The following is a 22,145-nucleotide window of genomic DNA, read 5'->3' on the forward strand; positions in this document are numbered from 1 at the left end:
TTAGCCACCATAACAGATTGCAGCTCTCAAACGAATGGAGAAATCTAAAGAACCCTGATCAATTAGTTTTAGAGTAAAATTTTTACGGCGAGAAAGTTTTCATAGATACCAAAGAAACTCAAGCTAAGATGAATTCCTATTTTCTTAGATTCAGTCGTTATATTGTCTCAAACTACATACAGCCCAATACTGAAAATTCGCACCAGGCATCCCCCATACGGCACATAAGCGAAATAAAGCTGCGATTAATATCTTGTATTAAGAGGACTGATTGATGCGTGGTATCGCCCAACGTACAACCCCTGCAATCCATGGACACTTCACTGATTTTAAAATTTGAAGAATAACCTCCCACCTCAGATAAAATAGAGTACTCATATCAATTTACGTATAACACCAACCCCAGGCACTGCTAAAATTCATCAGCCCTTGAGGTCTAAACGCAACGTCCAAAAAAGGCTTCCGCCAAGGAAGTCATGATATAATGTCTTTTAGGTATTTTGTGCTTTATACATAGCCAGATCATACTGCAATAGCAAATATTCATATAGCTCTGCTAAATAGCTACTTTTTAGCAAAACGATTAAAGCAATACCCAGGATTGGCATTAGCGGCACTAAAATGGTACTTAGCCGGCTGAATGGCGCAACCTCTAAATATGCAAACTCATTTATCTTTGGATTTACCCTAACCTCAACAACGTCCCCTGGTCGGTATTTCTTTGTAAGGTAGGATTCATACTCTAAACTTGGAAACAGATCATAACCCCGCAAGACTGGCGTTTCAGATTTGTACACCTTCCCTTTAAATTTATAATTGAATGCAATTATTGCTTCAGTTACATTCTTGCCATTAAGATCCAATTGATTCAATAATCTGGAATGCGTTATTTCTCCAACTACCACAGGCCAATTACTGAATGTTTAATGTAGCTTCAGATAAATGAATGCCTGGAAAAACCCAAACAAAATCATGAGCACCGGAATAAGTAGCTGTACAAATTTAAAAATCATCAATTTACTCCCCTAAAGTCGTTGGTAACAACAGCCGGCTCCGAATACTTTATATGTACAAATAGGAGTGAACCTAGCGTAAAACAGATACAAGGTTTCCGAAAAAGCGTCTACTTAACCACCGGCAATAGTTAACGTTACTCAAAACGACCCCCACCGATCAACTCACGGAGCCTATCAAGAATAATTTTTTTCTGTTTTTCTTTATCCAAATCCTTTTCTGGAGGAATATATTTACTAAGAATCTCCCTTGCTTCTAGTGAGTACTTTGTATCAATTGCATTGCCAGGGTATTTTTCTCGATAATCTTTTGCTCGCGATAGAAAAGTGTGCAAATGATATTTATCTTCCTCAGGAATTTTCATCTTCAGCATCTTACTAGCACCAACCACTGCGTAATCAATACGCAAGTCATAGTTATTTAAAAGGGTTTCTACGCCCCCCAAATGATAAACCTCCAAATGATTTAGCGCATCAAAACCAGGGGTTAGCGTTATTTCAAGCATTTCACTATAAGTATTTTCTGCCACTTGCACGCAAACTTTTGACGCAATCTCCAGCTTTTCTTCACAACTCTCTTTTGCGGAAAGTAAGACTGGGCTACCCCCAAATAAAACCAATATAAATACACACAACCTGCTCATATCAAAGCTCTATTGGTAAATTTAAAAAATCGCTCTTATGTCACTCTTCTCTGCATTTCTGGTCCGAAAGATACACAGAGGCTAAAAAGGAAACCCCTTCAGCAAATGAAAGCTATTGACGAAAGAGTAACCAGGCAGACAGATAACATCGGCTCTAGAGACATCCGCTTCCTTTACTTTTGATAAATCTGCCAATTTCATTAAAAATCAATGAGTTAGCCCACTTCCAAGTGATGCTAACAGACGAAACTGTTTTTGGCTTTAGATACCTTGAGCGGGATTAGGCTAAAAAGCCGGCTAGATGTCAACTTATAAGCATATCTACGCTAGCTTTTACAATTAATAGCAGCTGAATTAATTGGGATATATTTTCATAAATATGAGATTTAATAAAAAATTAATCCGAGAGGAAGTTCAGGCTTGCTTAAAGGGAAAGGCTTCCCCTAATCTCAGCGAGCAGATTTCTTCTCGCTGAGTACTTTTCAATAAGGAATCACTTGTCAGTTTTTGAGTTCAAAAAGTACGACCCAAAATACGCTTAGCTGCATCTAGGGCGAAATCTTTATAGTCCGCTTCCACCTGCGCCATCTCCAGCTCATATTGGAACTGTTCTTTCCGCGGGAGTGCTTTCCATTCTTTTAAAATTGGAATATGGCTGGTTTTTTCTGCGATGGTGTAGAAAGCGACAAACTCTTCACGCACGCTATCTCCCACTTGAAGCGCATCCAGGAGTACGCGAATACGAATTGAGGCTTCAGTAAGCCCTACCCCATCATCCAATAGGGAACGCGCGATAATCTGGATGCTGTCGTTTACTCTTTCTCGCTGATCTTCTGCGGCTTGCTCTAGCTCCGCCAGTTGTTCGGCCTGCTTCTTCTGCGCAATCGATAATTTACGCAGATAATAGCCAGCTACAATCGCCAGGGAGAAGATAATCAGAGCTGCAACAACCAGCAGCCAAGTGGGAAACATCGTCATCAAATATACACCTTAAGTAACGCCAGCCCGATGCTGGCCGAAATAACAGAAAGCACTGTACTGAGGCCAACAATATTGGCCGCCAGTTGGCTATTGCCACCCATGGTGTGGGCCATCACAAAAGCCGATATTGCACAGGGCGAGCCTGTAATCAACATCAGATATCCCAAGTAAGTTGGGCTCATACCCATAGCCCAGCCTATCAGCACTGAGAGTATCGGCACTCCAAACAGCTTGAGCACTGAAGACGTCAGCGCTGTTGGCGAACTACGCAGCAGCTGCCCCAACTTCATACTCGCACCGATACAAATCAGCCCCATTGGCAAGCTCGCTGAACCCAGTATTTTAACGGTATCAAGTACCATTTGTGGGAGTTTGATATTCAGCACTCGGCAAAAAATTGCCAGGAATACCCCGATGATTAATGGGTTCTTTGCCAGTTCCTTCAGCAGCAAACCAAAGCTAAACTTCTTTTCTTCGTTGTAAAAAACAAACAGTATTACCGCAAATACATTGAACTGGATCGTCAGCGCAGCAACCAGTACTGCAGAGTGCGAAACCCCCGACTCACCAAAGGCCTTCTCCACCCAAGCAAGCCCCACAATGGCAACGTTTCCGCGAAATGCCCCCTGAATAAACGCACTGCGATCCTTCACAGCTATAGGCCGAGCCATCAGCCAAGATATGGGGACTATCGCAAAGGTACCCAAAATTCCCGCTGTTAAAAGAGGAATCTCATCTGCGGGCTTTGCATTCGAAGAGTAAATACTGTCGAACAGCAGCGCTGGCAACATCACGTTGAAGACCAACACCGTTGCATCATCGATGAACGACTTGTGCAGCATGCCCTGCCTGGTTAACAGGTAACCACCGATAATCATCAAAAAGATCGGGCCAGTAACCAACAAGGCAAAGGCAATATTTTCCATGGGGATTAATCTTCCGCAGCAACTCCCTCTTCCTGAGGAAGTGCCAATTGTCCAGAGTCATCAGATTTCTCGCGCACCTGAGCAGAAATTTGCTTGCGGGTCTTGGCGCCAAGCTTACGCAAGCTATCAATTCGCTTCACCGCATTACCACGGCCTGTCGCCAATCGCTTGTACGTCTGCTGGTAAGCGTCATCCGCCTGGCGCAGACGGTCACCAAGAACGTCCAGTGACTCCAGCACCATAGCAAACTGGTCGTGCAGTTTGCCGGCCTCGTCGGCGATTTTTTCTGCGTTCTTGTTTTGTTTCTCGTAGCGCCAGATATTCTCGACCGTGCGGAGTGTCGCCATAAGGCTGGTTGGGCTCACCAAGACAATTTGCTTCTCATATGCGAAACGGAACAGATCCGGGTCCGCCTGCATGGCCAGCATATACGCGGCTTCGATGGGCACGAAGATAAAGACGAAATCCAGGGTGCGCACACCCTCCAGCTGCTCGTAGGCTTTCTTGTTAAGGCCGGTGATATGGGCGCGCAGGGAGTTCACATGCTGCTTCAGGGCCTGGGTGCGCTCCTCGTCGGACTCTGCCGAGCTGTAGCGCTCGTAATCCACCAGGGAGACCTTGGAATCGATAATCAGGTCTTTGTTTTCCGGCAGGCGCACAATCACATCCGGCTGACGCCTGCGGCCATCACTGGTGAGAGTTACCTGGGTTTCGTATTCACGGCCCTTTTGCAGGCCGGATTCTTCCAGCAACCGCTCCAGTACCACCTCCCCCCAGTTACCTTGGATCTTGCGGTCTCCTTTCAAGGCCGAAGTCAGGTTCAGGGCTTCGTCGCTGATGCGCTGGGTTTGCTCGCGCAGGGCTTTTATCTGCCCAAGCAGGCTGTTGCGCTCGGCATTTTCGCGATCGTAGACATGCTCTACCCGCTTGCGGAAATCCCCTAGCTGGCGCTCCAGCGGGTCGAGGCTCTTGCGCAGGCTATCTTCGCTGCGGCGAACAAAACTCTGCTGCTTCTCCTCGAAAATCCGGTTGGCCAGATTCTCGAACTGTTCCCCCATGGCAACGCGCATCTGCTCCATCAACTTGCGCTGCTCTGCCAGGGCCTGCTCACCTTTTTCTACCAGCACCTGGCTGCGGGTGAGCTGCTGTAATTTAGCCGCCAGCTCACTTCGCAAAGAATCTACCTCTTCACTCAACTGAGATTCCCGCTCGCGGCTGTTATCCAGGCGTGCCTGTATCACCTGCTGCGCTGCTAATGCTTCTTGCTGCGTCGTTTGCGCTTGCAGGATACGGCGGCGCCCAGCAGAACGGCCCACCCAAAAGGCAAAACCCAGCAAAACCAACAAGGCGACAGCCGCCAATAGCGCGTGATCGGCATTTAGTTGCAGCGGGAACGCTGGCATATAGAGGTACTCCCAGACCCGGAATAGAAGTGTGAAGCAGGCTTCTGCTCAGACCAAGCGCCCGCAATCGACATACCCACTACTAGCCGTGGGTGAGGCGGCCATTCTAACAGCTTGGCCAGGGAAAGTACCCTTAACCCCAATGCGTCCCATTGAGATCCGTGGCGCAGCAGTAACTTACAAAGGGTTTTAGGGTATTCTTGGAGGATTGGTTTCGATGTTGGTACTCCTGAACGCATGCACAAACACAGCGCCCACCCAGACAGCCCAGCCCCCAGCGCCCTGATCTTTGATTCCGGCGTGGGTGCCATCAGCATTGCGCGGGAAATCCGCCGCCTGATGCCGGGCCTGACCTTGCACCTGGGTGTGGACAACGGCTTTTACCCTTACGGCAATAAAAGCGAAGAGGAGCTGCGCCCCCGGATTGTCGAGCAAGCCCAAGCCATGATGGAGCACTGCAGTGCCGATATTTTAGTGGTGGGCTGCAATACCGCCAGCACCCTGGCCCTGCCCCAGCTGCGTGAATCTCTAGATAAACCCGTAGTGGGCGTTGTGCCCGCAGTCAAACCCGCCGCGGCCGCCAGCCGCACACGCACTATCGCCCTGATTGCCACCGAGGGCACCGTTAACCGCCGCTACACCCGCGAACTGATCGAACAATTTGCCAATGGCAACCGGGTGATCAATGTGCCCGCGCCTGAGCTGGTGCACCTGGCAGAGAGCAAGTTGCGTGGAGAAGCCATCACCGCAAAGGATTTGGAGCCGGTATTACACCGGGTATTCCACACCGCCGGAGGCGATCAGGTGGATATAGCCGTATTGGCCTGCACCCACTTTCCCCTGCTGCGTGAAGAGCTGGATCAGTTCGCCCCGCGTTCGATCCAGTGGCTGGATTCCGGCGAAGCCATCGCCCGGCGCGTGCGCTGGTGGCTGGAAGAACTCAAACTCGTACTGCCAGATGCCCCAGGCACCGGCCGCCTGATTACCAGCAGCGCTGACCAAACAGGAAATATCGAACTCGCCTTCCGCGAATTCGCCCCGATTGCCGAACCTCTCGTGTCGAGCCCCTAGGGCCGCCAAAATCAAGGTTGACAGCTCCGTCACAAACCGCGACCGTTCCCCGAATAACAAGCCCTAACCGGTACCCGAATTCATGCTGAAGCCGGCATTTCCCGCTCTCGAAATATTTGCGCAGCTGCCCCCCGGAGGACTGCTGCTCACCCCCAACAACCGTCTGCGCAACCGCTGCCAACAGGTGTTTGCCGCGCAGCAGTCGCCCGGTGCCTGCTGGATGCCGCCGCCGGTGGAATCCCTGCGCAGCTGGCTAGACAAACTCTGGTTCCAGCTGCAACAGCGCAACTGGCAGCCCGCCTTGCAGCAGGTATTGAATCGCGAACAGCGGCAGTTACTCTGGCAGCGCGCCCTGGATGAATCCCTGGACCGGCAACTGCTCAACAGCCAGCAGTTGTGCCGGGATGCCGATAGCGCCCTGGCGCAGCTGCTCCAATGGCAGCTGATCTCTGATCTTTCACAAATAGATGAAGCGCTAACTCCCCTACTGGAACAGTTCGCACTCTCTATGCGCAGCGACGAACTGCCGTTGTGCGCCATGATCAAAGCCTTTGCCACTGAGCTTCAGGCCCACAGCGCCATCACGCCAGACCAGCGCGATCAATTGATCCTGCGCGCATTCCAGGAAGGCATTCTGGAACCCGTCGCGCAAATTGATACCGCCGGTTTTGCCCAGATTTCGCCCCTCGCCAATGCCCTGATTCACGCAGGTGCCGCAGCTGTAAATGAAAGGCCGGGACTCACCCAGCAGAGCGAACTATCCGTAGCCGCCTGCGCCGATTTGGATGAAGAACTCTACCAAGCAGCTCTTTGGGCCGGACAAAAGCTCGCCGAAAATCCCGGCCACAGCGTCGGCATAGTCGTGAACAATCTCGGCCAATGTCGCGCCCAGGTGGAAGCGGTATTTTCCCGCGTGCTCGAACCCCAATACCTGGACCCGCAGCAACCGCGCTACACACTGCCGTTTAACTTCTCTGCCGGTACGCCCCTGGCGCAGACACCGGTCGGCAGCGCCGCCCTGCAATTGCTATCGCTACTGCAAGACGAATGGGACTATCCCCAATTGCAAAATATCCTGTTCAGCCCTTTCTGGGGCGACGACAGTGATACCTGGCTGCGCAGTGCACTATTCCGCCGCCTACAAAAACTGGAACTGCGCCGCATCGACGGCGCAACCCTGCGCTATTGGGCCGAGCGCACCGCAGAAGTGCTCCACTTGGAATCGCCACAACTGCCCCGCCAGTTGGAACAAATGGCCGAGCGCGCCCGCCGCTGGCAGCGAGCCCCCGCAGAAATTTGGGCCGCGCGTTTTTCCGAAACACTTATCGCATTAAATTGGCCCGGCAACCGCAACCCGGACAGCCAGGAATACCAGCAGCTGATGCAGTGGGAATCCATCCTGGAAGAGTTCGCCGCACTCAGCGCCTGTGGTGGCAACCTTACTCTGACCCAGGCCCTGCAATTGCTGCGTCAGATTGCCAGCCGCACCCCCTTCCAGGCGGAAACCCGCGATGGCCCCCTGCAAATTCTCGGGGTACTGGAAGCCGGAGGCCTCGCCTTCGATCACCTGCGCCTGGTCGGCTTCGGCCAACAACAGTGGCCGCCGGCACCGGCACCCAATCCGCTGCTGCCGATTCAATGGCAAAAACACTGGAAAATGCCCCGCGCCAGCGCCGAGCGGGAATTGGAACTGGCCCGCGAACTCACCGCCGACCTGCAGAATGCCAGCGGCGATGTCGTCGTGAGTTACACCTGTGAAGAAGACGGTGTGCAGCAGGGGCTGAGCAGCTTGTTTGAAAGCCCGCAACATGCCCAGCACTTTGCCGAAGGCGCCCTGCACCATCATTACAGCCAACTGGCGCAAGCCTGCCAACTGGAAAAAATCGAAGACAAAAAGCTACCGCCACTTACCCCCGCCGAATGCGAACGGGTGCGCGGCGGTGCCTCGGTACTCAAGGCCCAGGCCCTGTCCCCGTTAAATGCGCAGTTGCGCTTCCGCCTCGGCGCCAGCAGTTTTACCCAACCGGATATCGGCCTCGGCCCCGCCGAGCGCGGTAATGTGGTGCACCAGGTGCTGGCGGAATTCTGGCAACAGTGCGGCACCCTCACACAACTGCAAGCCATGAACGACGAGCAACGCCAAGCGCAAATCGAACGCGCGGTGGAGCGCTCCCTCGGCAGTGTGCGCAAAAAATATAATCACCTGCCGATCGGATTTTGGGCTATGGAAAAGCAGCGCCTGGAGCGTCTGCTGCAACAATGGCTATCCGTCGAACTGGACAGGCCCAATTTCTCCGTAGAAAAAGTCGAATGGGAACAAGCCGTGGAAATCGGCGGACTGCACTTTAACCTGCGCCTGGACCGACTGGACCAACTCGCCAGCGGCGAGCAACTGGTAATCGATTACAAAACTGGTATTCCCAGTATTCGCGACTGGCTTACCCAGCGCATCCGCGAACCCCAGCTGCCACTCTACGCCCTATTCCAACCAGAGGCCCACGCCATCACCTTCGGCCAGGTGCGCAACGGCGACAGCAAATGGAATGGTTGCGGAGACCTGGAGCACCCCATCACCGGCATTAAAGCCGTGGGCGATACCGAAAAAGAATCCCCCTACGGCTCCTGGAGCAATCTGGTGGAGCACTGGCGCTACAGCCTGGAATCCCTCGCCACCGAATATCGCAGTGGCGTAGCCACCCTCGCCTTTGATCGCCCCACCGATAACAACAGTGAACTCTGGCCCCTAAACCGCTGGCCGGAAAGGGAACAAATAACCGAATGAACGAAGTCGTGACCACTCCCACCCTGCGCCGCCCCATCGATGCCAACGCCCGCAGCCAAGCCCTGGATATCAGTCGCAGCTTTGCCGTTTCTGCCCCGGCGGGCTCCGGTAAAACCGGCCTGCTCACCCAGCGCGTATTAAAGTTGCTCGCCGCCTGCCAGCAACCGGAAGAGGTGCTGGCCATTACCTTCACCCGCAAAGCCGCCGGTGAAATGCGCGAGCGCCTCATCGACGCCCTGCACAGTGCCCGCGACCAAGCCCGGCCAGACAACCCCCACGATGCCATCACCTGGGATTTAGCCCGCGCCCTGCTGGAGCGGGATCGCGAACTGGAATGGGAACTGCTGCAAACACCCCAGCGCCTGCGTATTCAAACCATCGACGGCCTCTGCCGCAGCCTTGCCAGCCAACTGCCGATCGAGAGCGGCCTGGGCGCACCGGGTGAACCCCTGGAGCGCACCCAAATCGCCTTCGAACTGGCCGTGGTGAACCTGCTCAAACACCTCGATGGCGAAACCCCAGACGCAGACCTACAGCAACTGCTGCTCCATCTGGACAACGACCTGGGCCAACTCAATAAGCTGCTGCGTATTTTATTGGACAAGCGCGAGCAATGGCTCGGCCCACTTTTGAGCGTCAACTTTGACGGCGCCCAGGATTATTTTCATTTTGTCATCGACGAATTGGTAGCAGAAAAGCTGCAAGACCTCACCACAGCCCTCGGCAGCTACGCCGGGGAACTGCTGGAGCTGGCCAGTTATGCCGGCAGCAACTTACAAAAGGAAAACCCCAGCCACGGCCTGTGCCTCTTCGCCGAACTGGACGATTTCCCCAGCACAGACAGCAGCGGCCTGCCCGCCTGGCTCGCCCTAGGTAGCCTGCTCCTCACCACCACTGGTGATCTGCGCAAAGGCGGCGGCATCAATAAAAAACTCGGCTTTGGCCTGCCGGATAAAAAAGATCCCGAGCGCCCCATCGCCGAAGAATACAAGCAGCGCATGAAAGACCTGCTGGCAGAACTGTCCGGCAACGAACCGCTGCTCTCCGCACTGCGGGAAGTGGGCAAGCTCCCCAGCGGACTGCAACAGAGCCAGTGGCAACTGTTGCAAGGGCTCGCCCAGGTACTGCCCAAATTGGTCGCCGAATTAAAATTGGTCTTCCAGCAGCTGGGCGCCACCGACTATACCGAAGTGGCTCAAGCTGCACTGATCGCCCTGGGCGATAGCGATAACCCCACAGACCTGGCTCTAAAACTAGACCTGCAAACCCAGCATATTCTGGTGGACGAGTTCCAGGACACCTCCCACACCCAGCTACAACTGCTGGAAAAACTCACTGCCGGCTGGCAGCAGAGAGACGGCCGCACCTTATTTATTGTCGGCGACGGCATGCAATCCTGTTACGGCTTCCGCAATGCCAACGTGGGTATTTTCCTGGATGCGCGCGAACGCGGTATCGGTGAAGTGCCCCTGGAAACCCTCGACCTCCAGGTAAATTTCCGCTCCGAAAGCGCAGTGGTGAACTGGGTCAACGAGACTTTCCAAAGGGCCTTCCCGCAAGCGGACAATATCGGGCGCGGCGCCGTGCGCTATCTGCAATCCGAAGCGTTTAAAGGCAGTAAATGGGCCGAGCCCTCGGTGAATTTCTATGGCTGCATCGATGACGAAGACCGCAACCGCGAAGCCACCCAAGCGGTTGAACTGGTGCAGCAATTACAAGCGCAAGATCCGGAAAGCCGCATCGCTATTCTGGTGCGCAAGAAAAAGCATCTACAAAAGATTCTGCCGGCCCTAAGTACTGCCAATATCGCCTTCCAGGCCCCAGAGCTAGCACCGCTCGCCAGTAAAATGGTGGTGCTGGATTTACTCAGCCTCACCCGCGCCCTGCTCGATCCCAGCGACCGAATCAGCTGGCTGGCCGTACTCCGCGCCCCCTGGTGCGGACTGCAACTGCCAGACCTTTACACCCTGGCCAACTGGGGCAATGGGGATATCACCGTAACCGATACCAGCGCACGCCCACTATTAATGGCCTTGCAGGAAGTAGACGATATCGCCCTGCTCAGCGATGAAGGGCAAACACGCCTGGCCCAAGTGGCTCCCAAACTGCTGCACGCCTGGCAACACCGCGGCCGCAAACCCCTGCGCACCTGGATTGAAGGCCTCTGGCTGGAACTGGGCGGCCCCGCCACCGTAGCGCAAAAATCTGACCTGAATAATGTGCAGGACTTTCTGCAATTATTAGAAGCCTTCGATACCGGCGGAGCCATTACTGACTGGCAACAGTTCACCCTGGCCCTGGAGCAGCTCTACGCCCGCCCCGCCCAGGATGCCAAAGTGCAGGTGATGACCATTCACAAATCCAAAGGGCTGGAGTTCGAGCACGTACTGATCCCAGGCCTCGACCAAGGCGGCAAACCCGGCAGCGACCAACTACTGCGCTGGAGCGAATGGCTCAACCGCGAAGGCGAAAGCCGCTTCCTGCTCGCCCCCAAAAATGCGCGTGGCGGCCGCGACCCGGTATTTGAATACCTGAAGCACGACAACAGCGAGCGCGAACGCCTGGAAGGCACGCGCCTGTTGTATGTAGGCTGCACCCGCGCCATCCGCTCACTGCATCTTTTGGCCTGCATCAACCGGGATGAAAAAAAGGGCCACCTAAAAGCCCCCGGCAGCGCCGCCCTACTCGCCGGCATTTGGCCCAGTGTTTTGCACCATCAGGAAAGGGACTGGTGCCACTGGCTGGAAGCGGAAGAACCCCTGCTCAACCAGGACGAAGCCAGCAGAGATCACGACTACCTACTGCGCCTGCCCAGCCAATGGCAACCCCAAGCCATGCCCCGGCAGGAATGGCTGGCCCAATACCGCATGCCAGACTACCAACCCAAAACTGAGGAAGAGGACAATATTCCCGAGCTGGGCCAGGTAGCCCTACGCTGGTTGAAACACGCCGGCACCATAGCCCACGAAACCCTCGCCACCATTGCCGAGACCAATATTAACGACTGGACTCCCAGCAAACTGAAAGCCCAACGCCCCTTATGGCAACTGCGCCTGAAACAATTGGGGCTATCCGCCACCAGCCTGGACCGCGCCGCCGAGAAAGTGGAAATCGCCGTACGCAACAGCCTCAACTGCCCAACCGGCCGTTGGCTATTAGACGGCTCACTAAGGGAATCCGCCTGCGAACTGGAACTTCATAGCGGCGGCCGACAATTGCGGCGCTCCATTGTGGACCGCACCTTTATCGATAACGAAGGCACCCGCTGGATTGTCGATTACAAAACCGCAGAGCCCAGTGGTGAGGAAAGCCAAGAAGAGTTTATTGCGGCTCAGCTGGAGCAGTATCGGAATCAGCTGGAGAATTACCGCAAGCTCTTTTATGCGCGGGGAGAGAGGAATATTCGGTGTGCGCTGTATTTTCCGTTGATGCAGAGGTTGGCGGAGTTGGATTAGGGGACGCTAGGCATGGTGCAGGGCTGGTACCTGCACCTCCAATAAAGTAACAAGAGATAAGCTATCCCCAAAACTACGCCTATTAGATTTGACTCGAATCGTGCGCCAGAGAAACCTGAGTTACTGGCCAGCCTAATAGCCGTGGCAGATTAGCCATATAGTATCTGCAAACTTTGTCAATTTTACTCACTTCCGCTAGAGAAATACTGATAAAGCTTTAAAACAAAAAGCAGGGAGTCAAATGATGAACACAGAATTTTGAACACCCTCCCAAAGGATGGAGGCTACTCTCGAGCCTCCATCCATCTAGTGCCTGATTCTTATCAAACAACGCAACATCGATTTTTACGTTAAGTCTTTAAGCATGGAAAAAAATACGGCAAAGCAGCTGCTTTTCTCCAACACCTTAACTCGTTAACTTTTCCCAATTAATTCTATGTAGTCGTCATATTTTGGATAAACAGAGTAGTCGGGGTTCTTGCCCTCATACATTTGTTTAAGTTTTTTAGACAGGTTTTCAGTCTGAATTACAATTTCACCAGCATTATTTCGTGTTTCTTCGTCTTCAGACTCTAATTCTTTATATATTTTTTGTAACTCGAGTTCGTTCAATCGTACCAAGTTTAAAATATCGGCTATATCAAGCATGTTCATACCTTCTGTAAACATTCTGCTAGGTTGTCAAGCAACATACAAAATTTGGTAACCGGCATATCCCAATTTGGGCGAATCGTGTAATGAAAACACTTAAACTTTTTATGCCAATCATCCTTCGTAATCACTAGCCCCTTAGGGATTTTGGTATTATCGAGTGATAGAAGGAAGTATTCCCAGGACTTAACTGGACACCCCTTAGCATCAAATAGTGAGATTCCACCAGATTTACAGTCAACCCATAGTTCTCCATTCCTTCTGTATGTCTTGATATCTTCATTTCTAACACGGCCATTAGATAGAAGAAATGACTTCAAAATTGGATACAAGATTGGATCACTATTATTAGGATTTCTTCCTCTAAATAGATTCACATTCAAATCAAAGCTAGAGTCAAAAAGCTCCCCTAGCTCTCGCTTATCAATAAAAAATTGATCTTCCTTCTCATCTTCTTTCATTGATTAAAACTGTCCTTGTATTCTTAAACTTTCGATTTGCTTAGTCCTCTCCGCTTTGCACTAGTAATAAAATGCAATACTTGGCGAGCAGAGCGCAAAGATGATCCTGCACATTCAGCAAACCGAAGTATAAATCTTCGAGAGTTTTGACTAAAGAAGAAAGTCACAAAACACTGGCCACACAATAGAAATTTGATAGTTCTTATACAAACACATAGAAAATATCGGCGTTAAAAATATCTTATTAAAACTTATTAGGTTTTTCTAAGCATCAATTCTGCGTAGAATTGGCGGATAACTATTAGAATTTTGAACTGTGGGTAGGCAAATTCTGTAAGGCCTACCCTAAAGATAGCTCCAGAAAGTTTCTAAAAAGCCAGCTCTTCAATAGGGGAACGGTAGCGAGAAGTAAGAATAGAGAAAAGGCGCTGACCCAAGGTGCTGCAACACCAGGGGCCAGCTAACCAAATTGATAAGAGTCCTATCAAGATGGCTGTATGCATACTACGCTAGAAACCCGCTCGTCTTCAATAAAGTGGAGCACAATCAGCAGCTTGGAGCGATTCCCCAAGCTCTGGGAGCCTAGCGCCCGCCTTTTCCTATTCTGCGCCCACCGCCCCCGCGCCCCACCCCACTCATCCACCAAGTATCACCTACCAAGCTTCCCCACCAAGGAATGCCCACCCACAGCTTGAGTATCGCTAGGAAACAAACATGTTGATCCTAAAGCGCCGAACAGGCGAGAACCTAAGAATTGGAACCAATGTCTCAGTCACAGTGCTGGCAGTGAAAGGAAATCAAGTAAAGATAGGCATCCGTGCCCCCAAATCTCTTCCCGTCCACCGTGAAGAGATCTATGTGCGTATCGAGAGAGAACGAAAAGTAAGCAATGGAAGGGGTTGAAAGGAGGTTCTCCAAGGAAGGAGGCTCCAGCTCAATAAAGGCGCTATTAATAGATAGTTATCTTCGAAGTATGGAGCAGTGAAATTATACAGCCCTCTTCACTACTACAAAAAGTCACCTCTCCACAGAAAGGTAAAAGTCAACACAAATTGGATCGAACAAGGAGTATAACTAGTTCGCAGAAGACTGTGATCATTTTTCAACCTATTCTTCTTCATCACTACGATCTATTAGGTTTTCCGGTGAGCCCAAAGTACTATCTTTTTCGAGCTCTTCCTTAATATCTTCAGGAAGTGGCTTGAACAACTCTTTTGCCCTCTCTTCGGCTTTCTTTTTTGCTAGTTCGTATCTTTCTTTATCATTCATAAGTCTCTTACCAGATAATGTGGATTGCCTTTCTTTGAACCAACCAATTTAAACCCACCATAAGACATATAGTACTTTATGAGCTTGTCATTCATAGGCTCCATGATGCGAATTTTCTTTGCACCAATTAAATCCCCATAAATTTCATACGCCAATAGAGAAATACTGAACATTTCACCGGCGTATGGACAATTCTTAGGGGCTCTCTCTATAAAATCTAAACGCATTTCGGTGCCCTTGAATGTAGGGCGACCAAGGGACATTGAACATAGAGTATTTCCTAACCAAACTGACATATCGAATGACTTCGGGTAGAAAATCTTATAGCTCCGGGAAAATTCCCAATCCCATGAAACCTTTCGTTCAGCGATATCCTTCCAAGCCTGGAAAGCATTTAAGGTTTTGTGATCTATACCTTCAACATTTAGAACGCCCTTCAGGTTTCCGGGCAGGCTTTCTTTTGCTATATCTCTTGCTTGCGCTCGAAATACATCATACCGTTCTAGTGTTTCCCCATGTGACGGCTGCATGTTTCCTCCTTAAATATGCTTACTGAGATTAATGATAATCATTCAGCTTTAGGGAACCAACTCTAGCTGGTCACCAGCACTTTCGTGTTTAAGATCTGAGTTATTAGCAATACCAAACGGAATATGCACCATAGGTATATCACCAGTATCTGATTTAAGGTGACTTCTTTGGTCATCAAAAAACATGTGAGGTTTAAGCCTGGTTAATATCCTCTCTTTTACCATCCCACCTAAGAAGAACATTTCATTAGCACTTACCCCCCAATCTTCAAGAGTCGTAATGACCCTTTCATGTGCAGGTGCATTACGGGCAGTTACAATCGCAGTCCTAAGTATACGCTTATAGTTTCGGTCTCTTTCAACCTCTCTATCCTCTAATTCTTGCAGAGAGGATAACTTTTTAAATAAATCTGCCAGTGGCCCCGGTTGATGAGGAATTGCAGACTTTTTTACTTCATATTCATGAAACTCTGGTAAGTCCCCATCTTTGAATATGGCTTCCGCCTCATCATCAGCAATCACACCATCAAAATCGAATGCGATTCTTAACTCATCATCACCATCATCGTTTACAATCTTACTCGGCAATACAACACCAGCAGGGAATCCTGCATCTATTGCATTTTGGACATCCACTTCGTTTGCTGAAAGAAAGAGTGATGCATTAAACGCTGGAACATACTCATAAGGAGACTTCCCTTCGACAAAAGCAGCCCTAGAAATATCAAGCTCATAGTGTTTAATAGAGCGGAATACCCTTTTGCCAGTAGCAGCAGAATTTCTCGACAATAAAACTACTTCAACCGGGAGTTCAGCTTTAAATCTCTGATTTATCTGAAGGAACCGTCGGATAAATGGAAAAGCAACACCTTTTTTAAGAACATTATTCAGATTCGCTTCTTGAAATTCTTTGTAGGCTTTTGGCCCTTGATTTTCAAAAACGGCATTTGATTCTGACAGGTCAAACAATGCACTTGACGATACTGCTATCACAAGCTTACTTTCAATTGGATACGGCATCAACTACCCTTCAGGTTGATTAGATGTCCTGCGCAGCAACCGTAGAAACAGCACCTGCAACCATGGACATCCACTAATAAAAGTATAAACCGGCAAGAATCATAATTGAACAGGGAAATTGTACAGAAAATATAGATGCACCAAGAAATATAAAACCAAATAAATAATTAAAAAAACTCAGTTATCTTGTATTTATCTTTCTATATTCTGCGTGTACTCAACAGTTCTGGACACCCACCAAATAGAGTGGCGAGCAAGGCAATATTAGCCAGGTCAAAACTTGTCATTGAGCATATAAAAATCCTTTAGATTCAATAAGTTATAGTAAAATACCAGCTCAGAAAGACTAACACCTGCGGACCCCTACTCTGCATTGTTGCAGCCATTCCCCACCCGAAAAGCGTTGCTTAACAAACGCCCCAACAAGGGATATCCGTCCACGGCTTGAATATCACAAGGAAGCAAATAAGTTAACCATAAAGCATTGAACCGGCGAAAGCCTTTGAACTCGAACAAATGCCCTAATTGCTGTACTGGAAGTGAAAAGCAACCAAGAAAAGATAGGCATCAACGTACCAAATCACTCTCAACCCATCGTAAAGAGATCCGTGTGCGTATCGAAAAGAAGGCAATGGATGGCGTTGAGGCAAATTCTCCAAGGAAGGAGGCTCCTTCCTTAGTTACCAAATCTAGCTCTTTGCTGAGCCATAACCAAATAGTTAGGGCTTGAGTTTTGTTAATGCTTGCTCGGATAAGCAACATTGAGGGCAATACATCAGCACAATAACTTGTTAGAGCTAAAGTGGTTCCCTACTGAAATTGGTAATTTGTTGACCAAAAACTTCTATTGCTTGATTTTCTAAACGTTCCTTGAGGCCAATAACTTCTAGATAATCATTCCCAGCATCTGCCACTTCATCCTCAGTTTCACAAATAGACTTTAAACGCTCAGCTTCATGAGTTATTGCTTCAAGTATTATCCGGGCTTCCCAATCACATAGTGATGAGTTCATTTCTTTTATATGTGTCATAACGCAATCTGCTTTTTGAATACATTCTGACATTTCAATGCTAGTTTTGAAAGTAGCCCCTTGAATTCATCGAGGGGCATATTTGCTGTTGGAGCGATACTATAGTGCCCGGGCCTATCATTAAGTAATTTTAGACCCGGTGGAACTGGTGTCCCTTTAGAGATCTTCCATACCCAGCCCGACATAGGTGTTGATTCAATCCTGCTCTTTGTTGATAGTGATATGCCTTTCCCATTTGCAATCACTATTAAGATTCCATTAATTTCGGTTGTATCAATATCCTTCGGTCGACGGATATGATCTAACCTTGGGCTAGTGGAATTTCCCAGCCTAAATTAATCCTCTGGGGCCATAAATAGATCTTCGACATTCATTCCATTCTCCTTTGTCGATAGCTTACCTTGCTAGGGCGTCTCGCTATTGAAATACCCTATGGATCAACAGAAATCCCGCATCCGGCTACTGGTAATTCTGGACACCCACTAAATAGCAAGTATAAACCGCCAAAGCTATTGACTGAAAAGGAGGGTCAAACAAAATACTAGGAGGCAGCTAACTAAACTGGCATAAACACTCTGATATAAAAGTACATTTATCAGCTTGGATCGACTCCCCAAGTTCTGGGAGCCTAGCACCCGACTTTTCCTTTTCTGCGCCCACCACCCCCACGCCCCACTCTTCCACCAAGTATCACTTAACAAGTTTTCCCACTAAGGAATGCCCACCCATGGCTTGAGTATCGCTAGGAAGAAATTATGTTGATCCTAAACCGCCGAACAGGCGAGAATCTAAGAATTGGAACGAATGTCTCGATCACAGTGCTGGAATTGAAAGACGATCAAATAAAGATAGGCATCCGCGCCCCCAAATCCCTTCTCACTCATCCTGAAGAGATCTATGTGCGCATAAAAATGAATAAAAAATAGACAGTGGAAGGTATTGAAGAAAGGATCTCCATGGAAGGAGGCTACCACCTGTGCTATCACTCCTGCGGTAGCCGACCTTTTGGACTGCGATATGTATATCTGTGGTCATCGCACTAATGCATTGCTCAGCTTCTACCTGAATGGGGAGCTTCATGCGAACGTAAGGTAGAACTCAAGGTAAAACTAGGGACTATTCGTTTCCTCTGCATCCACTTTCAGAGGTTGGTAGTAGATCACTTCAAACTCTTCTAGTCCTGGAATCATTTTTTTAGCAGTATTGACGTCCCGATCCCATCTATTCGCAAGTACTACATTCTCATTAATCAACGGCTTATCCAAAGCTACGATTTCTCCTAGGTAGTTTAGCTTTCCTCCCTCCAGCTCTATTTTCATCATAATTGGGGTTTCTTCATTGCTATCTGGGAGCGAAACAAACATCCCGCCTCCCGCGACCATTGAGTTATAACCGCGTCCACTACGACCCGATAAGTAATAGATTCCTTCAGGAACTTCCAATATATGCATAAAGCCATAGTAACCTTTATCTAAATCACCCGTGGGCCTATATAGACGAACTTTTTCGGCTTGCAGGAAAGCCACTTTTTCTAGCACATTACTATCATCAAGGCGGAGTAAATCATAGCTCACAAAAACACCCCCTATTCCTTTGTTCTTTCTTCCATGAGTTAACACTACGAGGGCGATATCGTCTGATATTTCCCCAACTTCATTTAAATTCGGTTTATAGGTGGGGGCAGCGCAGCCTACCAACATAAAGAAAAATAGGCTTGCGACATACAAATAAACTTTATTACTCATATAGATTCTCTCTTTTTATTGGTATAGGTTTATCAATTTAGAAGTACGTATTTTTAATCTACAATCTGATATTTATCCACAAGAATCACTTATTAAAATCTGCCTCCACAAAATGCTTGCCTCCGGCATAGGCGGTAGTTTGGGAACCTTTTTAGCCCTAAAAAATAAGGTCAACAATTCGGGACACCCACCAAATAGAGTGGCGAGCGGAGCAGTAGAAGCCAGATTAGAGAATTGATATTAGTCCTACAAAAATGATTTAAATTCAACAAGTTATGGTGAAATACCAGCTCAGGAATGATAGCCCCCACCCTTCCCTATTCCGCATCACCGCGGCCATTCCCCACCCGAAGAGTATTACTTACCAAACTCCCCCCACCAAGGAATACCCACCCACGGCTTGAATACCACTAGGAAGCAAATAGGTTGACCATAAAGCACCAATCCAGCGAAAGCCCTCAAACTAGAACAAGCGTCCTAGTTGCTTTACTGGAAGTGAGAAGCAATCAAGAAAAGAGGTGCGCTCGAACGCCCAAATCCTGCTCAACCCGTCGTAAAGAGACCTTTATGTATACCGAAAAGCCTAGATTGCCAACATAAGTGACACACGTTTACCCACCAAAAATTCCAGTGGGCTCAAGTAATTTAACACCTTCCTGGGGCGAGTATTGATTCGAAACACTGCATCATCAATACGGCTTTTTGGTATCTTGCCTATTTCCACTCCTTTCGGGAAGAAGCGCCTCAAGAGACCATTAGTGTTTTCGTTCAGCCCACGCTCCCAGGAGTGGTAAGGTTTCGCAAAATATATTCTGCATCCTAGCTTCTGCGCAATCGATTGATGACCTGCAAATTCTCCTCCATTATCGAAGGTGATCGTTTTACAGATGGCCTGATATGGCTTCAACATCTGCTTGATCGCCCGACTCACTGTTTTCTTGCTCTTATTTGGGACTCTGCGAGTGAGCAATAATTTGGAAACTCGTTCAACCAGTGTCACCAGATAGCCATCTTGACCATAAACTGTATCGCCTTCCCAGTGACCGATCTCAGTGTTTTCATCGACAATCGCAGGTCTTTGATCAATATCTATGCGCTCTGGAATAAGCTTTACGCCTGCCTCGGAACCTGCCCGTTTCTGATAAGGTTTGGCTTTCCTTGGCAGACGTGACCTCCAGTTAAGTCGACTGGCCCAGCGGTAAATTGTTGAACAACTAACCGTTTTCGCACACCTCTCAAGCTGCATTCGCCCAGCGATTTGTTCAGGACTTGCATTTTTTAGCTGGTGGTCGATTTGTACCTGCATGGCAAAGTCGAGCTTGGTATGTTTAATAGCTCCGTGCCGTCGTTGCAGTGCCTGACGGTGGGCACTCTCGGCACAGTAAGGGCTGTAACGACCAAGCTCACGAGAGATGGTCTTATTGGATCTATTGAGGCGTAGTCCAATGGCTCGGGCTGAATAGTTCTGCCCATTAAGGACCTCAATCTGGTATCGTTCTTTCAAGGTCAGCTGGCTGGTACGGGTTCCCATGAGGTTCCTGGCTTGTTTGTGTGGAAGCTTACTAGCCTACAGCCAGCTGACCTCTCTCGCTATTGCCAAGTGTGTCGGTTGTTATGGGAATCTAGGCACCATCATTCCCAATACTCAATGATCTTAGAAACCTTATTACCTTCAAATTCAAAAACTGATAGATGAATATTCCCGCTAGCAACCTCAAGTCTCTCTACAGCTGCGGCACCAAATCCAGGTAAAATCCTCAACACTTTATATCTACCTTCAGTAAGCTTGTAGTGTTTGGTAGTAATATATTTAGCGGCATTGCCGTAGAGCTCTTTTCTTGTGTAGGTTCCACCATAAACTTCATGCACATAGACGAAATTATCCGTATACATATCAAACAATTTGTCTAAATCATTGATAGATGCAGTCGCAAGTATTGCTTTATTTTGTGCTTCATTTACGGCCTTAACTAAACTTTCAAGATTAATTGAAGAAGTAGTTTTCGCCCCAGCACTAACAGAAATGCCGAGAATTAGAAAAAGAGTAAAGGTACACAGTTTGTTCATGATTAATTCCTTTTTATTCCTGAATCGCAATGGACATAACACCGCATTCAGCCGCCGCCGAGCTGTGTAAATTTTGCATTATAATCGCAGCGACCGCCAAAGCTCCACAGCTTTGGCGGTCTTGCAGTAATGCCTTCTTAAGCATTACCTTTGTATAACCCTGGAACATCGATTGAATTAGGTTTGATATTAACCCCTTTGATTAATAACCACAGGCCAAATGTGATTTCAAAAAAAGCGCCTGGAAGCATGAAGTGTTTTAAAACTTGGGGCGGGTCGATTAACAAAATGTTTGAAAACCCATAAACCACCATCGACATATATGTGAAAGCACCCCAAAGAACCAACCACCTAGGCACGTACTTTGAAACATAAAATAAATACATGAAAATAGTCGCGCCTATACCCATTATAATTAAAAGCACATCCCACATCGAACCACTCATTTACACAAATACACTTGCTAATGCATGCAGCTGCTCCTCTTGGAATACATTTGAGTACTCTTGATTTCTTAAAACTACCAACACTGTCAATGTGATAATTGTTGCGACAAAGCCGAGAAGCCCCTCTCCAAATCTAAAAAGCAGTGCTAAAAAGGCAATATTTTTGTTTATTGTTTTTGTAACCAAATACTGTGCCCAAGATGCCCAAATAACGGCGATAAACATGACTATATCTATAGTCTGAGCAAACCTGAACCTCACCTCTGTCTCAGCAAAAGCCCCAAAATCATAGATTCCCTTCTTAAAAAGAAGCGAGTTGAGCATCCCTAAAATGATATAAATCAAGTATGCAGCACCTAAGTGCTTAGCATATAGGCTAAGTGATGATTGTGTATTTTCCATTAGTTAGTAATTATCCTTTAAAGGTCACATGCAACTAAAATGCCCAACGCTCTGCTAAACAACTGCCTGGACGCATTTAGGCGGCTCAATAGAGGTGCAATTTATGTGCTCGGAACGAATTTAAGCAAGTTGTTATCACAAGCTATCGTTAATTTCTTAGAAACAAAACCAAGGAAGCAATAAATATAGGAAAAAATATTAATCCATAAATTGCGGAACGTCTGAAATTCATTATTCGTTGCTCGTCC

Annotated in this window: 19 protein-coding genes and 1 pseudogene; 5 read left to right on the top strand and 15 right to left on the bottom strand. The window is 48.5% G+C overall.

The window, feature by feature from the left end; translation table 11 throughout:
• Positions 1–491: 491 nt before the first annotated feature.
• The 5 genes from FIU95_RS10870 to FIU95_RS10890 all read right to left on the bottom strand — a co-directional run bounded on the left by FIU95_RS10870 (position 492) and on the right by FIU95_RS10890 (position 4,967).
• Positions 492–905, bottom strand: a complete 414-nt coding sequence (locus FIU95_RS10870) for a hypothetical protein (RefSeq protein WP_152453790.1) — start codon at positions 903–905, stop codon at positions 492–494.
• 245 nt (positions 906–1,150) lie between these two features.
• A complete protein-coding gene (locus FIU95_RS10875; protein ID WP_152453791.1) occupies positions 1,151–1,657 on the bottom strand; it encodes a hypothetical protein in 507 nt (168 codons plus the stop codon).
• Positions 1,658–2,170: 513 nt separating this feature from the next.
• On the bottom strand, positions 2,171–2,635 hold the full coding sequence (locus tag FIU95_RS10880) for a DUF2489 domain-containing protein (protein ID WP_152453792.1): 465 nt from the start codon (positions 2,633–2,635) through the stop codon (positions 2,171–2,173).
• Complete coding sequence (locus FIU95_RS10885) at positions 2,635–3,564, bottom strand: AEC family transporter (RefSeq protein WP_152453793.1); 930 nt, start codon at positions 3,562–3,564, stop codon at positions 2,635–2,637. The genes FIU95_RS10880 and FIU95_RS10885 overlap by 1 nt, the downstream gene beginning before the upstream one ends.
• Before the next feature lie 5 nt (positions 3,565–3,569).
• On the bottom strand, positions 3,570–4,967 hold the full coding sequence (locus FIU95_RS10890) for a DNA recombination protein RmuC (RefSeq protein ID WP_152453794.1): 1,398 nt from the start codon (positions 4,965–4,967) through the stop codon (positions 3,570–3,572).
• Between the two features lie 237 nt (positions 4,968–5,204).
• Here FIU95_RS10890 and murI point away from each other — a divergent pair, with 237 nt between their 5' ends.
• The 3 genes from murI (at position 5,205) to FIU95_RS10905 (ending at position 12,275) form a co-directional block, all read left to right on the top strand.
• Entirely contained in the window at positions 5,205–6,038 is an 834-nt protein-coding gene (murI, locus tag FIU95_RS10895) for a glutamate racemase (protein ID WP_152453795.1), read from the top strand.
• A gap of 82 nt (positions 6,039–6,120) precedes the next feature.
• Positions 6,121–8,820: a PD-(D/E)XK nuclease family protein gene (locus tag FIU95_RS10900; protein WP_152453796.1), complete on the top strand. Its 2,700-nt coding sequence runs from the start codon at positions 6,121–6,123 to the stop codon at positions 8,818–8,820.
• Entirely contained in the window at positions 8,817–12,275 is a 3,459-nt protein-coding gene (locus FIU95_RS10905) for an exodeoxyribonuclease V subunit beta (protein WP_152453797.1), read from the top strand. The genes FIU95_RS10900 and FIU95_RS10905 overlap by 4 nt, the downstream gene beginning before the upstream one ends.
• A gap of 414 nt (positions 12,276–12,689) precedes the next feature.
• On the opposite strand, the gene FIU95_RS10910 is transcribed toward FIU95_RS10905, so the two are convergent.
• Both FIU95_RS10910 and FIU95_RS10915 read right to left on the bottom strand, forming a co-directional pair.
• Complete coding sequence (locus tag FIU95_RS10910; protein WP_253868571.1) at positions 12,690–12,923, bottom strand: hypothetical protein; 234 nt, start codon at positions 12,921–12,923, stop codon at positions 12,690–12,692.
• 2 nt (positions 12,924–12,925) lie between these two features.
• Positions 12,926–13,387, bottom strand: coding sequence for a hypothetical protein (locus tag FIU95_RS10915; RefSeq protein ID WP_152453798.1), 462 nt, complete (start codon positions 13,385–13,387; stop codon positions 12,926–12,928).
• Positions 13,388–14,101: 714 nt separating this feature from the next.
• Between FIU95_RS10915 and csrA (FIU95_RS10920) the strand changes: the two genes are divergently transcribed.
• Positions 14,102–14,290 (top strand): carbon storage regulator CsrA, encoded by a 189-nt coding sequence (csrA, locus tag FIU95_RS10920; protein ID WP_152453799.1) that lies wholly within the window; start codon positions 14,102–14,104, stop codon positions 14,288–14,290.
• A gap of 204 nt (positions 14,291–14,494) precedes the next feature.
• On the opposite strand, the gene FIU95_RS21150 is transcribed toward csrA (FIU95_RS10920), so the two are convergent.
• The 4 genes from FIU95_RS21150 to FIU95_RS10935 all read right to left on the bottom strand — a co-directional run bounded on the left by FIU95_RS21150 (position 14,495) and on the right by FIU95_RS10935 (position 17,237).
• Entirely contained in the window at positions 14,495–14,656 is a 162-nt protein-coding gene (locus FIU95_RS21150; RefSeq protein WP_172975380.1) for a hypothetical protein, read from the bottom strand.
• Complete coding sequence (locus FIU95_RS10925; protein WP_152453800.1) at positions 14,653–15,186, bottom strand: hypothetical protein; 534 nt, start codon at positions 15,184–15,186, stop codon at positions 14,653–14,655. Before FIU95_RS10925 ends, FIU95_RS21150 begins: the two co-directional genes overlap by 4 nt.
• A gap of 48 nt (positions 15,187–15,234) precedes the next feature.
• On the bottom strand, positions 15,235–16,206 hold the full coding sequence (locus FIU95_RS10930) for a 5'-nucleotidase (RefSeq protein ID WP_152453801.1): 972 nt from the start codon (positions 16,204–16,206) through the stop codon (positions 15,235–15,237).
• Between the two features lie 797 nt (positions 16,207–17,003).
• Complete coding sequence (locus FIU95_RS10935; protein WP_152453802.1) at positions 17,004–17,237, bottom strand: hypothetical protein; 234 nt, start codon at positions 17,235–17,237, stop codon at positions 17,004–17,006.
• Positions 17,238–17,992: 755 nt separating this feature from the next.
• Here FIU95_RS10935 and csrA (FIU95_RS10945) point away from each other — a divergent pair.
• A complete protein-coding gene (csrA, locus tag FIU95_RS10945) occupies positions 17,993–18,163 on the top strand; it encodes a carbon storage regulator CsrA (RefSeq protein ID WP_152453803.1) in 171 nt (56 codons plus the stop codon).
• Positions 18,164–18,346: 183 nt separating this feature from the next.
• On the opposite strand, the gene FIU95_RS10950 is transcribed toward csrA (FIU95_RS10945), so the two are convergent.
• From FIU95_RS10950 to FIU95_RS21460, 4 genes and pseudogenes are all read right to left on the bottom strand, one after another.
• Positions 18,347–18,982 carry a hypothetical protein gene (locus FIU95_RS10950; protein WP_152453804.1) on the bottom strand — a complete coding sequence of 212 codons (636 nt, stop codon included), beginning with the start codon at positions 18,980–18,982 and terminating at the stop codon, positions 18,347–18,349.
• Between the two features lie 583 nt (positions 18,983–19,565).
• Entirely contained in the window at positions 19,566–20,513 is a 948-nt protein-coding gene (locus tag FIU95_RS10955) for an IS30 family transposase (RefSeq protein ID WP_152453805.1), read from the bottom strand.
• Positions 20,514–20,614: 101 nt separating this feature from the next.
• Positions 20,615–21,049, bottom strand: a complete 435-nt coding sequence (locus FIU95_RS10960) for a hypothetical protein (RefSeq protein ID WP_152453806.1) — start codon at positions 21,047–21,049, stop codon at positions 20,615–20,617.
• 137 nt (positions 21,050–21,186) lie between these two features.
• Positions 21,187–21,897, bottom strand: a pseudogene (locus FIU95_RS21460) (DUF4386 domain-containing protein).
• Between the last annotated feature and the right edge of the window lie 248 nt (positions 21,898–22,145).

Source organism: Microbulbifer sp. THAF38 (genome assembly GCF_009363535.1).
GTDB lineage: Bacteria > Pseudomonadota > Gammaproteobacteria > Pseudomonadales > Cellvibrionaceae > Microbulbifer.

Bases quoted from the DNA above. Each gene is read 5' to 3' on its own strand.
- FIU95_RS10900 (WP_152453796.1), top strand. From the start codon at position 6,121: ATGCTGAAGCCGGCATTTCCCGCTCTCGAAATATTTGCGCAGCTGCCC.
- FIU95_RS10910 (WP_253868571.1), bottom strand. From the start codon at position 12,923: ATGCTTGATATAGCCGATATTTTAAACTTGGTACGATTGAACGAACTC.
- FIU95_RS10955 (WP_152453805.1), bottom strand. From the start codon at position 20,513: ATGGGAACCCGTACCAGCCAGCTGACCTTGAAAGAACGATACCAGATT.
- FIU95_RS10915 (WP_152453798.1), bottom strand. From the start codon at position 13,387: ATGAAAGAAGATGAGAAGGAAGATCAATTTTTTATTGATAAGCGAGAG.
- FIU95_RS21150 (WP_172975380.1), bottom strand. From the start codon at position 14,656: ATGAATGATAAAGAAAGATACGAACTAGCAAAAAAGAAAGCCGAAGAG.
- FIU95_RS10885 (WP_152453793.1), bottom strand. From the start codon at position 3,564: ATGGAAAATATTGCCTTTGCCTTGTTGGTTACTGGCCCGATCTTTTTG.
- murI (WP_152453795.1), top strand. From the start codon at position 5,205: ATGCACAAACACAGCGCCCACCCAGACAGCCCAGCCCCCAGCGCCCTG.
- FIU95_RS10935 (WP_152453802.1), bottom strand. From the start codon at position 17,237: ATGACACATATAAAAGAAATGAACTCATCACTATGTGATTGGGAAGCC.
- FIU95_RS10905 (WP_152453797.1), top strand. From the start codon at position 8,817: ATGAACGAAGTCGTGACCACTCCCACCCTGCGCCGCCCCATCGATGCC.
- csrA (WP_152453803.1), top strand. From the start codon at position 17,993: ATGTTGATCCTAAACCGCCGAACAGGCGAGAATCTAAGAATTGGAACG.
- FIU95_RS10880 (WP_152453792.1), bottom strand. From the start codon at position 2,635: ATGACGATGTTTCCCACTTGGCTGCTGGTTGTTGCAGCTCTGATTATC.
- FIU95_RS10890 (WP_152453794.1), bottom strand. From the start codon at position 4,967: ATGCCAGCGTTCCCGCTGCAACTAAATGCCGATCACGCGCTATTGGCG.
- FIU95_RS10875 (WP_152453791.1), bottom strand. From the start codon at position 1,657: ATGAGCAGGTTGTGTGTATTTATATTGGTTTTATTTGGGGGTAGCCCA.
- csrA (WP_152453799.1), top strand. From the start codon at position 14,102: ATGTTGATCCTAAAGCGCCGAACAGGCGAGAACCTAAGAATTGGAACC.
- FIU95_RS10930 (WP_152453801.1), bottom strand. From the start codon at position 16,206: ATGCCGTATCCAATTGAAAGTAAGCTTGTGATAGCAGTATCGTCAAGT.
- FIU95_RS10960 (WP_152453806.1), bottom strand. From the start codon at position 21,049: ATGAACAAACTGTGTACCTTTACTCTTTTTCTAATTCTCGGCATTTCT.
- FIU95_RS10950 (WP_152453804.1), bottom strand. From the start codon at position 18,982: ATGAGTAATAAAGTTTATTTGTATGTCGCAAGCCTATTTTTCTTTATG.
- FIU95_RS10925 (WP_152453800.1), bottom strand. From the start codon at position 15,186: ATGCAGCCGTCACATGGGGAAACACTAGAACGGTATGATGTATTTCGA.